This window comes from Micromonospora sp. CNZ309 (assembly GCF_002846525.1).
Genome location: NZ_PJNG01000001.1, coordinates 5,006,384 through 5,019,095 on the forward strand (window position 1 = coordinate 5,006,384; position 12,712 = coordinate 5,019,095).

Sequence of the window (12,712 nt, forward strand, 5' to 3'; positions counted from 1 at the left end):
GGGACACGGTTGCGACAGCCAGCCAGAACCGGTTGCCCCGGGGCGACGGTAAAGCGGCAGTTGACGACAGGCAACGCAGGCCAGCAAGGCGCGGCAGTACAAAGCCGGCATCTGAGGCCATAGTCCGGCCAGCGAGGTTCCGCATCGGATGCGGAGCAGTCGAGGTCTGCAGTGCCGAGGGCTGATCAGGGACCTACCTCTCTGCCAGAATCAGTCAATGGTGAGCGATCTCGACATCGGCAAGCTCCGCGAGTTGGTCGACGGCGTCGCCTGCACGATCGCCCTCGGGGGGCCTCACCGGCGCCTGCCGGCTGAGTTCAGCCGTGTGGGCCTGCCTGTGCCGAGCGAAGAGGGCACAAAGCAGGAGCGGGCGCAGCGCAGCGCCGCCATGACCCCGGACGACCGGCTTCCGGAGGTCGCTCGGCTGATCCTTGCCAACCGGGTTGTCGATGCGGGTGCCCGCAACGCGATACAAGACGTCCTGTGGGCCGCCGAGGCAGGCCCAACGATTCAGAAGCGCACTCGCCGCGACATCGCTCGCGGCCTTGAACTCGCCGAATTCCTTCCCGCCTTCGACCGCTTCGAAGCGCTGCTGGACAGCCTGTGGGTCCTTGGCGATGAGATTCCCTTCTTCTCGCTGAATGACGGCAGCTTGCGCTCCCAGATCGATCGGCATGTGCGTCGCAACCCTGGTGATTGGACGGCCGAGGACCTGTTCGACAAGCTCGGGGTGTTCGACGCCTGCGACAGGAGGGTTGCTCTGTTCCTCGAGGGACTCGTTTCGGGCGAGACGCTGCCCGATGAGCCGGCGCAACGTCGCGTCGCAGCCCATATCAATACGAACCTCGAAGCTGTGGGGCTGCTGCTACGAGAGACCGGTGAGGCCGACGGCTATCCGGTGTTCCAGCTGACAGCGACTCGAGCCCACATCGGGCGACCGAAGACTCTGATCTTCGCGACGTCCCGTAAGCCAGACCTACGTCTCAGCGACGTGATCGACAATGAGATCGTAATCGCCTCTGGAGCTGACCAGGTCTTGGTCTACGACCGGCAGATCACAAGCGACGGCTTGCGTTGGCGAGACCTTCAAAGTTGGTGGAAGGACACCCAGGCCATCGAGACCGACGCCGCTGCCAAGAAGACCCTGTGGCGGAGGTTGCGGCAAAGCCTTCCTGAGTCCCCGCCGCAGCGCCTGTTGTTCGATCTCTACTACGAGATCCACGGTGAGCGGGCCTACGACCTACCGGCGTTACTACCAGAGGTGTGGCTGCACTGGGACCCGCAGACTGTCAAGGCGCGAGGTGTCAACGCGATGCTGAACCTCCGCATGGACTTCCTCATGCTGCTGCCAGGTGGGCACCGGATCGTCTTGGAAGTCGACGGGCGCCACCACTACGCGACCGGCGAAGCAGCCGACCCCGCAGCATACGCGGCGACCATGCGCGGGGACCGCGAACTCAAACTCGCGCGCTACGACGTTTTCCGGTTTGGTGCCGCAGACCTGCATCAAGAGCAGGCTGCCCGCGGGACGCTGCGCGCGTTCTTCGCAGACCTCTTTCGGACCTACCACGTCCGCTGACGGCAATCGCCGTGGCTCCGACAGAGATCACCTAAAGGTGAGCGCCGCAGGACTCCCCCGCCAGCAAAAGCGGTGCATGAGCACCACGCCGAACACACTGATGCCTACGTCGTAGCCGTAGGGCGCGGATCGCGGCTACCTGCGGGCACCCGCGCCGGTCAAGAGCTCCCTTCAATGCTGATCTTGACGGACTCACCAACATCATCTTCCTACTGCGCGCCGCGAGGAAGCCCGAGCGTTCCACTACGTGACCGTCACGCCCGGCGACGCTGCGCGTGGCAATGGTCCGGGGGCACCCATTCGTCATGGCCAGGGTCGTCGTTCAGGGCCTGGACCGACAGGACGTCTAGGGTCGTGGGCAGGTGGTGTTGCCCGTCGAACTTCACCAGAAGCCGCACGTCGACAGGCTTATGCAGGGTGACCCAGACGCGGTCCCTTCCGCCGTGGTCGGATGACGCGAGCCCAGCCGCATCGGCGTCAAGCGCGTCCAGCTCGAAGGAGAGCCCTATCTCGATCCGGGCGTCGAAGGGCACCAGCGCCGAGCCGCTGAACCCGCCTGCCAGCTCCGGCCGCCGGTCCAGCTCGAGGACATAGGTGTCTTCGACGGCGGCGCCCTCGCTCCACCGTGGCAACGCCAGCGCCTCGGGACTCAGGTCGAACCTGGCGAGCGCGTCGTCGAGGCGGTCGGCAACCCAGTCGACCAGCGACGCTGCGTCGAGGCCCGTGACGTACGCCGACAAACGCGGGTCGACGTCCGGGCCCGTGGTGCCGCGCAGCGATGCGAACAACACCTCGGCCAGCTTGGCCGCAGTCGGGACCACCATGACGCTGCCGCCCTGGGGCAGGTCGGTGGCTAGGTCGGGGTGCAGCTCGCCGCCGTCCGCGGTGAACGTCTTGTCGCCGGAGACCAGGAACGCCGCGTCGGCGTGCGTCCGGGCGAGCCGCGCGACGACCGCCGACCATACGAGCGCGTCCCGGTAGCCGCCTCCGTTGTCGTTGAACGGGCGCCGGCGCTGGGTCGCCCACTTCACGAGGGTCTCGTGGTCAACGTCCGGCATCGCGTCCACGACGAACCCGAGCGTTGCCAGCCGTTCCTGCAGCCAGGTCTCGTAGCCGGCGGCGAGCCGATCGAGCGACCCGCGGAACGCCGACGCCGCGTCGTCGGCGCCCAGCTTCCGCAGCCGTGGCCCGTGCTTGTCTAGGACCTGCCGGACGACCGCCGCCTCGCGTCGCTGGTTGGCGACGACCTCGATGAACGCGACGGCCGGGACCACCACCGTGTCGTAACCGGCGGAGACTCGGGCGGCGAGCAACTCCCACACGGATCCGGTGAGACGGGGGTCGGCAGTAAGCGCGTTGGCGTCGAGGACGACGAGCACCCGACCATTCTGCGACCCGGGCCGGCGGCACCGCGAGCGGGTTTCAGCGGGGGGTGGCGGTAGCCGCCGACCGTGAGCAGCCGGCCTCGAAGCATCGAGCAGGCGCGAGCCAAGCTGTGAAGCCAGTCGAGCTCGCGCTCAGATGTGCGCGCACATCGGCCATGAGCGCGCACCGCCGGCCGTCCCGGGAGGTGGCCCCTCACCGTAGGTCAGGGCTGTATCAGCGTCCGGCTGGTCGATGTGGGTCCCGCCGCCCGGATCCACCCCTGCCGACAACGCGCCGACGAGACCCGTTAAGGGTCACCGACGATCAGCGGCAACGACGGCCAAGTCCGCCGATGTCGGCCTGGCCTGGCACGCGGGCCGGTCGCGTCACGTGCGGCCGTCGAACCGACCTCGGGTCGGGAGTCACCCCCGGCAGCGATGCCCGGGCGGGACCCGGCCGAATGCGCCGAGGTCGCCCATCACGCCGACGGGTTGGCACTGCCCCCGATCCGCCGCGCCGGTCAAAAGTGCGGGAATCAGATGCATCGACCTCCCGACCGTCAACCCCCGACGCTCGCCCTGCCCAACGTCCCGACCCCCGCTCGTCGCCGTACGCCAGCCCAGACCAACGGCGGCCGACAGCCCGGACACAAACCCGGCAGAGAAGATTCACAACACCCACCACAGTGGACAAAAGCCGTACGCTCACCCGCCGACACCCGACCATGATCCAGACCAGGCGCCACGCAAACGCACTGGTCAGCACGGACAGGCACGAACCCCCACCCGGACAGCACGGTGACAACGGAGCACCAACGGAGCACCAAGCTCCCACATCGTGGGAGCTCACGGCACATCCTGGGAAACGATCAAGGCCGCAACCGGCGTTTACGCTGGTCGCGGCCTTGATCGTGAAGTGCGCCCGAAGGGACTCGAACCCCTAACCTTCTGATCCGTAGTCGGGAGGATCACCAACCTTCCCCACCAAATACAAACTCTCATACCCCGTGCTGTTTTGCAAGCCCTTCGTCCACGCGGAGGGCTTTTCGTTTCGGCTGGTCCGCGCGCTGCCGTCGACGGCAAGCGTCGGCGGCCGGCTGATGGCGATGTCGGCGTGCTGGATTTGATGCGTTCGTGCTCGTCCGGCGCCGAACATCCGAGCACCATCGGAGCACCACCCGGTCTGCACCGAGAGCCGCGATGTCCCTCGGATGTTGGCCACGCCGTCGCGGCATCGAATCCTCACACCGGCTCGGGCGGCACCGGTGGGTGATCGAGAGAACGTTCGCCTGGTTCACCGGCTACCGCCGGCTGACCATCCGCTACGAACGCTCGGCCAGCCTCTACTGCGCGTTCGTCACCCTCGCCGCCGCTCTCACCTGCCACAAGCGCTACCTCAAACTCACCACCTGAGACACGCTCTAATACTGCAACGGCAGTTGGTCAGGGGTAGCCGCGTCGTCGGTAGTGGCAGGTTCGGGCTTGGTGTTGGCGTCGTCGGCGCCAGTTGGACCAAGCCCAGACGCGTTCTGGTGGGTGAGTTGATCGCACTACGAGTGCGGTAAGCAGTCTTCGGATCTCGGGTACGGTGTAGCCGATCATCATGCCGTCGCCGGGACTGGATCCCCTTTTGTAGTCAGGGATCGGGCGACGGAGAGCCAGGCGTGGGCGGCCATGGACAGGGTGATGTGGGCGTACCAGGCTCGCCAGTCGCGGACCTGGTATTCGTCGAGGCCGGCTTCGTTCTTGGCCTGCTGGAAGCACTCCTCGACCGCCCACCGGGCACCGGCGATACGGGCGAGGTCGACCAGGCGGGTGCGGCGGGGCCCGTAACAGACGTAGTAGGCGATCTCGCCGGTGGCGATGCTGCGCCGGGCCAGCAGCCAGTGCCCGCGACCGGGCTGCCAACCGATGCGCACCGGCACCCGCGCCCACCAGTACTCGCGGGGGCCGTGGGCGCCCGCGCCGGCGGACAGCCGGCACCACGCCCGAGCAGGCAGGGCCGCGATCAGCTTGTCAGCACGGGCGATGCCCATCGTGGTGGTGATCATGTCGTCGTTGCGGCGGGTCGCGACCACATAAGCCACATCCCGGTGTTCCAACCACAGCCGCAGCGACTTCGACTGCCCGTAGGCCTCGTCCATCGTCACCCACCCCACCGGCACGTCAGCGTCCAGAGCGCGGGCCAGCATCTCGCGGGCCATCTGCACCTTCGTGGCGAACTGCACCTCGTCCGGGATCCCGGCAGCCCGGCACCGGTCCCGGTCCTCAGTCCATGACGTCGGAAGGTAGAGCTGCCGATCGATCAGCGCGTGGCCCTTCGCCGACCGGTAGGCCAGGAACGTGCCGACCTGGCAGTTCTCCGTCCGACCGGCGGTGCCGGAGTACTGCCGTTGCACCCCGGCCGAACGCGTGCCCTTCTTCAGAAACCCGGTGTCGTCGACGATCAGCACACCGTCCGGCTCGCCGAGGTGCTCAACTACGTAGTCCCGCACATCATCACGGACCGCATCGACGTCCCAGTCCGCCCACCGCAGCAGCCGCTGCATCCCGTCCGGCGACACATCCCCGGCCTGCTCAGCGAGGGTCCAGCCGTTCTTACGGCCCAGACCCGACACCAGGCCGCACAGGTACTGACGCGCCCGCCGCCGCGGCTCGGAACGGCGAAACCGAGGCCCGATACGGGCATGCAACCGGTCCAACTCCCCATGCCAACGATCGACATCAACGTCCGTCACAGGCAGACCAACGAACGCGAACCGAACTCGATTCGCCTACTGCCGTTGCAGTACTAAGCAGCTGATCTAGATCCGCGCCTCGGTGGGCCGCGTCAAAACGGCGGGTTGCCGGAGGGGCGATTCGTAGCTTCTCCCAATCCCGACCCAAGGCGCTGCCGCGCTCACCGCCGCAGTCCCGTTCGGGTGGGCGACCGGCGACGAGGTCCACGGCGGCGATCCCGGCCTCAGCGCCCCGAACAAGCACACGCGCCCTCGCCCGATGCCCATCGAACCATCACCGGGCCAGAGGTTCTCGCTCAACTGCGCGATGCCGACAGGGGCTGCTTCCGGAGCGCACACTCTCAACGATTTTCTCCGGGCGGAGGCGTCTCGTTGGCCGGCTCGACCGACGGCGCGGCGACAGGCGGACGATGAAACCCGGGCGCTGTGGCCGCTTCTTCCGGCTCCCGGCAGTCGAAACAGGATTTCTCAGCGCCAGCGCCCCTCAGATGCCGGCCTATCCGCTCCAACGGCCGGAACGACTCAGGCATGAACCACAAGATGACGACGGCAGCCACGAGCGCAACCATCGAACCCAAGGCGGAGTGGACCGCACCAGCGAGAATTCCAGCCACCACGGCGGTACTCAGCCTCAACGCCACCGACGGTCGGCCCCGAGACGCCACAGCACAACAATGAAGTGCACGACATGCATTCGCGATGGACATAACCTCTTCTTACTCTGCGGGCCTTGGCCCTGGCGCGGTACCGCGCGAGGACGTGCGCACCCCGGCAGCGCGACGACTACCCCGTCCGAGGGTGGGTAACCGCCGCAGTGGCGGCAAGGGGAGGCGTCGTGGGACGAAGGTTCGTGAACTGGTCCGGCAGCCTGTCGTTCACCCCCGCCGAGTATGCCGAGCCCGCGGACGAGGACGAGGTGCGGGCGCTGGTGCGGCGGGCCCGGGAGACCGGCACGACGCTGCGGCCGGTGGGCTCGGGGCACTCGTCGAGCCCGCTGGTGCGCACCGACGGGATCCTCGCCAGCCTCGACCGGCTCGCCGGGGTGATCGTCGACGACAACGGGCTCGCCACGGTCCGCGCCGGCACCAAGCTCAAGGCCCTCGGGGAGGGCCTGTACGACGCGGGGCTGGCGATGGACAACCTCGGGGACGTCGACTACCAGTCGATCGCTGGCGCGACCGCCACCGGCACCCACGGCACCGGCCTCGGCTTCGGCAACCTCTCCACCCAGGTCGCCGGCGTCCGGCTGGTCACCGGGACCGGCGACACGCTGGACGTCAGCGCCGACCACAACCCGGAGCTCCTGCCGGCGGCCCGCCTCTCCCTGGGCGCCCTCGGCGTCCTCACCCGGGTCACGCTGACCGTGCAACCCCGCTACCAACTGCACCGCCGGTCCTGGTGCGCGCCCGTCGCCTGGACCCTGGAGCACCTGGCCGAGTTGCAGCACACCAACCGCAACATGGACTTCTACTGGTATCCCCGCAACGACCTGACCCAGGTCCGGGTCCTGAACCGGGTCGACCAGACGCCGGACGAGCGGGTGTGGCACGCGCCGCGGGTGCCGGGCTCAGCGGCCGTGGACGAGCCCCGCGAGGTCCACGTGGCCCCCACCCACCGGGCCATCCCCCGCCACCGGGAGCTGCGGTTCGAGGAGATCGAGTACATGCTGCCGGTGGAGGCGTTGCCGGCCTGCTTCGCGGAGGTGCGGCGGCGCATCAGGCAGCGGCACCGCCGGGTCGTCGGCTGGCGGGTGCTGGTGCGCAGCGTCGCCGCCGACGACATCTGGCTCAGCAACGCGTACGGCCGGCCGACCGCGACCATCGCCTGCCTGCAGAACACCACCCTGCCGTACGAGGAGTACTTCCGGGACATGGAGGCGGTCTTCCGGCACCACGGCGGCCGGCCGCACTGGGGAAAGAAGCACTGGCTGACCGCCCGGGAGCTGCGTCCGCTCTATCCCCGCTGGGACGACTTCCAGGCGTTGCGTCGCCGACTGGACCCGGACGGGGTGTTCCTCACCCCGGACCTGGCCCGGCTGCTGGAGGAGGCGTGATGGCACAGCTCGGCGCCCGCACGTGGGTCGTCCCCGGCGGGCACGTGCCGTTCCCCGGTCACGGCCCCGAACCGGAGTTCACCAGCTTCGACCAGCTGTGCGTGCTCAACGCCACCGACCAGGAGACCGAGGTCAGCCTGGACGTCTACTACGAGGACGCCGAGCCCGTCGGGCCGTACCGGATCCTGGTGGGGGCGCGACGGATCCGGCACGTGCGGGTCAACGACCTGATCGATCCGGAGGCGGTCCGACTCGACCGTCCCTACGGCTGCCTGCTGCGCTCGCCGGTGCCGGTGGTGGTGCAGTTCCTGCGCCAGGACACCCGGCTGCCCGGGGTCGTCGCGCTGACCGGCGTCATGGCCCACCCGGCCTGACGTTCGGCACCCGGCGGACCGGGTATCCGCGCCCATGGCGCTCTCACAGTGCAAGCCGGCGGCGACCAAGGCGGATTCCCGACTGCGCCAGCAATGCCAGGAGATCTACCGCCGGTTGCAGACGTACTTCATCCTGGCGGTGCAGGCCGGCCTTGCCGCCGCGCTGGCATGGCTGGCGGCCAGGACCTTGCTGGGCGGTGAAGACCCGACCTTCGCCCCGGCTGCCGCGGTCGGTGTGATCGCCGCGGCCATCGGCAACCACGCCCGACGCGCCGTCGAACTCGTCGCCGGGGTAGGGCTTGGGATCCTCGTGGGCGACGTGCTGATCGGCCTACTGGGCACCGGAGCATGGCAGACCGGCGCCATCGTCTTCGTGGCGATCGCCGTGGCAGCGGCGGTGCGTGGCACCGGGGCCTTGATGGCCCAAGCCGGTGGTACGGGCGTGCTGGTCGCCACCGTCACCCCAACCAACCCTGACCTGGAACTGCCCCGGACGCTCAACGCGCTGATCGGGGGAGCGATCGGACTTCTGGTCGTGCTCGTCATCGTGCCCCTCAACCCGTTGCGTACGCTGCGGCGCGTCGCCGACCCCGCGCTCGACACCTTCGCCAAACACATGACCGCCTCGGCACAGGCGCTGGCCGACGGCGAGGCCCGCGCCGCCGAAGAACTACTCGACGAGATGCGCGCCGCGGAGCCGGAACTCGACCGGCTCGACGAGGTCATCATCGCCGCCGACGAGGTCGCCCGACACTCACCGCTGCGCTGGCGCCGCCGGCGGGTACTGACGGCCTACAGCAAGGGCGCCGAGCACATGGAACGGGCCTTCCGCAACAGCCGCGCCCTCGTGCGCCGCATCGGCACCGCCCTGCACGACAACGAACCGGTGCCGCCCGACCTGCCCGCCGCCATCGAACTGTACGGCGAGGCAGTCCGGATGCTGCACCGCGAATACCTGGCCGTCGAGGAACCGGTGGGTGCTCGGGAACGGGTGCTCGCGGCGGTGCGGGAAGCCGGCAAGGCGTGTCGCCAGGACATCGGGTTCTCCGGCACCATCATCGTGTCCCAACTGCGGACCATCGCCAACGACCTGCTCCGCGCCACCGGCGTCCCACGCGACGAGGCACGCCGGCTGGTCCGCCGAGCCGCCGCCGGCCACGGGTGACCACGCCCACCTGACCGGGTGTGGCCTTATTGGGGCTGTGGGCTGTGGGCTGTCGCCGTCGGAGTCCTGGGGGCATGAAGACACCGACGCAGTCGATGCGGCTGGCAGGGTTGGTCACCTTGATGCAGCCGCCGTCGAGGGCCATAGTCGGGTGTTCAATGCCGTCGGTGTCGTGGGCCTGGAAGCCGACGGCCTCGATCGACTTTTGAACTCTGTCGCCGCCTCTGAGGTCCATGATCTGCTCGGCGCGTCGCCTTGCGAGTCGTCAACGGGCACGGCGCCGAGCCGCTCGGCCAGCGCGAGTCGTGCGGGCACCTGGTCGACGACGTAGACGACGGACGCGCTGCGGATCATGACGCTGTTGCGGCCATAGATCCGACGGCCTTGCGGCGAAGACTGCGACGGTTTCGCCGGGGTGATCTCAGCCAAATCGGTAGCTGTGGTAGCCGGCGGGAAAGAGGTCGCAGAGCATTGCGAAGTCGTTTTCGTGCTCATTACCTTTGGTAGTTCCGGGCAGTTGAAGTCGACGAACGCCCGAGCCCGACGGCCCCACTACACACGCCGCCTCAACCTCGGACTCCAGCCATGATCCCGAACGGCACCCAAGGATGACCCCTCGCCTTCGACGTGCGCTCAATCTACGCAACCATCGATGATCAACGCGGCGGTTGTGCTCATGCCCGCACCATGCTCTGACGCTGGAGGGTCAAGCACCCCTGCTGCGATCAGTGGACAGCGCCGCCAGCGGGGAGTTCGCCCTACCGCCGAGGGTGTGTGTGGCGAGGAGTGCCAGAGTGAGCGCGGTCAGCGCCCATAGGGTCGGCAGCAGCACGGTCAGTGGGGCCAGCATGGCGATGGTCAGGTTCAGTGCCTGCTGGTAGGTGATCGGGCGGCGCGCGCGTAGCCGGATGAGTTGGTCGGTCAGCAGGAAGATCGGCAGTCCGCATACCAGAGCGATGCGGCCGATCATGCCGGTGGGGTGGCCTGGTTGTCCGGGTTCCAGGAACATGGTTCGCAGCCCGAAGGCCATCAGCACGGGTCCGGCTACGAGAAGCAGATGCAGGTACGTGTACGTGTCGCGGGCGAGGGCGTATCGCCGCGAACTGTCCGGTAGTTCGGGGATCCGGGCGGCCACGGCGATGTCGGTGCCGACGTAGGTCCACCAGAGCGCGGACAGCAATCCGGCGGTGAGCACGACAGCCAGCAGGTTGGTGACCGACAGGGGTAGTTCGCCGATGGTCATCCCGGTGGCGATGATCGCCTGGCCGAGCGCGATGAGGATGATCAGGTTGTAGCGGCCCATCCACAGGCTGACGGAGCGCACCTTCCAGCCGCGGAGGCCGACGAGGTAGCCGCTCCCCAGGTCGACGATGATGGCAGCCAGCCAACAGAGGGTGGTGAATGGGGTCAGCGGGTCACCGCTCGTCGGCGCGGCCAGGACCGCGCACAGGAGCAGGACCGTGCTGAGCCCCACGGGCACGGCGGCCCGGAGCACCGTGACGCGTCGGGCCTCCCGGCGGAGCGCCACCCAGAACGACACGAGGTGCAGGACACGCACTGCCACGTAGGAGGTGACGAAGATCAGGGGGCCGGGCAGCCCGCCGGGCACGTAATTGAACGCCTGCGGTGTGGCGATGCCCAGCATCAGGGTCAGGGCTACCGCGACCAGAACGACCAGGCGCAACGGGGTCCCCGCCCTGCGGATCGTGGCGGTGAGCCATGTGTAGTTGACCCAGGACGCCCACAGCAACGCCAGCACGGCCATTCCCTGTAGCACTCCGATGAGCGAGTGGTGCCTCGTCATCAGCACGGTGACCTGGATGAACGCATATACGAAGACCAGATCCAGGAAGAGTTCCTCCGGGCTGGCGCCGACCTCCCGATTCACGATCATCGCGACCGATGAGTGCAGTCGACGGTGACGCCGGCCAAACAGCGTCACCTGGACGAGGACCACACCGATCAGGGCGCCGGCCAGCACGGCAAGCGACTCCAGGGCGGTGAAGTGTCGGGCAACCGGGAACAGCAGCGCTACGAGCGCCAGTGCGAGAACGGGTCCTCGCCCGATCCGACGGACGGTGCGCCATTCGAAAGCCACGAAACCGAGCAGATATAGTGCGACGCCGCCGTAGAGCGCTGAATGGTAGGTGACCTCCCACTGCGTGACGGCGTCCGGTGGGCTGGCGCTCAGTGCCTTCTTAAGACCGAAAGCCACCAGAATGAGGCCGGCGATCATCGGCAGGTGCAACAGTGTGTACGCTTCCCGCGCGAGGTGGGACCGCGCGGTATCGGTGGGAAGTTCCAAGGCGTGCTCGGCGTCGGGTGCGGCGATGTCGAAATAGACCCACCAGAGAAACGCGACAACCACGAGGCCAAGGGCGGAACCGGCGAGCACCGACCAGGTGATCGGAGGATCCCCGGAGAAGCCTCGACTCGTTCCGATCGAGATGATCGTCTCGCCCAGCGCGATCAGCATGATCAGGCTGTGGCGCTCGGCCCAGTGCGTTGCCGATGTCAACTGCCACCGGTCCGTCCCTGTTGCCCGCAGGCCGAGATAGTCGACGGCGATCGCGACGGCGAAGAGCGCGAGTTGGACGGCCTCGGCTCGGGCGCCGTCGGGCAACTGGTAGGGAAGAAGGGTCGCGCACAGCAGGATCGGAGCGCTCGCCGCCAACGACAACCATGCGCGCCGAGCCGCGGTAGGCGAGTTGTCGAACCCCCGGTCTGCCCGCGAAATGACCAGCACCGATCCGGCCCGAGCAGCCAGAAAGCTGATCGCGAAGACGACGGGCCCGAAGAGTCCCCCGGGCCGGTCGACGAAAACTTTCGGGATACTGATCGCAACGAGCAGGATCGCGGTCGCCGCAGCGAACACGGCGGCGGGAAGGCGCCCATAATCGAGTCGGACCAGGTTCCCCACCCAAGCCCACCCCGCCCAACTGCGCCACAGCAGCATGACCACGACACCTCCCTGGAGCAGCGCATCCAGGGCCGAACTCTTCGACATGAGATCGGTGACATTGATGAAGGCGTAAACGAAGACCAGATCAAGGAACAGTTCCGGGAGGGTCACGCCACCGTGCTTGGCACCCTGAACTCGCCGAGCCGAACTGCTCGCGCCGGATGTGGTCGCATCCCCGTCGCTGCCCACCCGCCTACTGTTCCAGCCCTGCCCAACCATCGGCGGGTGAACCGATAACTAGGACCCCATCCCGAAGTTCGCGGCCGAGGCCGGCGTTGCGCCGACGGTTGCGGCCCCGACGGCCACCAGCACGGCGCTGATGATCGCGCCGATCCGGCGCAGGGCCCTTGTCGTTCCTTCGTGTCTGGGATGGAGCCGATGGATTGACAGGGGTTACGACGACAGCACGTCTCGCGTCAGTTACGGAGAGTTGGAGACGCGGGCCCCGCGGCTCACGCAAGCCTGCCGCACTTGTTA

At 68.0% G+C, this 12,712-nt stretch carries 7 protein-coding genes and 1 pseudogene; 5 read left to right on the top strand and 3 right to left on the bottom strand.

What is annotated here, in order from left to right:
* Positions 1-220 precede the first annotated feature (220 nt).
* Positions 221-1,579 (top strand): AbiJ-related protein, encoded by a 1,359-nt coding sequence (locus CLT72_RS21100; protein ID WP_144082294.1) that lies wholly within the window; start codon positions 221-223, stop codon positions 1,577-1,579.
* Between the two features lie 254 nt (positions 1,580-1,833).
* Here the strand turns inward: CLT72_RS21100 and CLT72_RS21105 are convergent, their stop codons facing one another.
* Positions 1,834-2,958: a PIN domain-containing protein gene (locus CLT72_RS21105; RefSeq protein WP_101413261.1), complete on the bottom strand. Its 1,125-nt coding sequence runs from the start codon at positions 2,956-2,958 to the stop codon at positions 1,834-1,836.
* A gap of 1,209 nt (positions 2,959-4,167) precedes the next feature.
* Here CLT72_RS21105 and CLT72_RS21110 point away from each other — a divergent pair.
* Positions 4,168-4,356: pseudogene (locus tag CLT72_RS21110) on the top strand (transposase); the annotation flags it as partial.
* A gap of 188 nt (positions 4,357-4,544) precedes the next feature.
* On the opposite strand, the gene CLT72_RS21115 reads toward CLT72_RS21110, so the two are convergent.
* On the bottom strand, positions 4,545-5,681 hold the full coding sequence (locus CLT72_RS21115; protein ID WP_101411378.1) for an IS701 family transposase: 1,137 nt from the start codon (positions 5,679-5,681) through the stop codon (positions 4,545-4,547).
* A gap of 835 nt (positions 5,682-6,516) precedes the next feature.
* Between CLT72_RS21115 and CLT72_RS21120 the strand changes: the two genes are divergently transcribed.
* Genes CLT72_RS21120 through CLT72_RS21130 form a run of 3 tightly spaced genes read left to right on the top strand, consistent with a single transcriptional unit; the run spans position 6,517 to position 9,273 of the window.
* Positions 6,517-7,734 (top strand): D-arabinono-1,4-lactone oxidase, encoded by a 1,218-nt coding sequence (locus tag CLT72_RS21120; protein ID WP_101413262.1) that lies wholly within the window; start codon positions 6,517-6,519, stop codon positions 7,732-7,734.
* Positions 7,734-8,108, top strand: coding sequence for a sensory rhodopsin transducer (locus tag CLT72_RS21125; protein WP_486484289.1), 375 nt, complete (start codon positions 7,734-7,736; stop codon positions 8,106-8,108). The genes CLT72_RS21120 and CLT72_RS21125 overlap by 1 nt, the downstream gene beginning before the upstream one ends.
* 34 nt (positions 8,109-8,142) lie before the next feature.
* Entirely contained in the window at positions 8,143-9,273 is a 1,131-nt protein-coding gene (locus CLT72_RS21130) for an FUSC family protein (protein WP_101413264.1), read from the top strand.
* A 706-nt stretch (positions 9,274-9,979) separates the two neighbouring features.
* On the opposite strand, the gene CLT72_RS21135 is transcribed toward CLT72_RS21130, so the two are convergent.
* Complete coding sequence (locus CLT72_RS21135) at positions 9,980-12,424, bottom strand: low temperature requirement protein A (RefSeq protein ID WP_158242054.1); 2,445 nt, start codon at positions 12,422-12,424, stop codon at positions 9,980-9,982.
* Positions 12,425-12,712 lie beyond the last annotated feature (288 nt).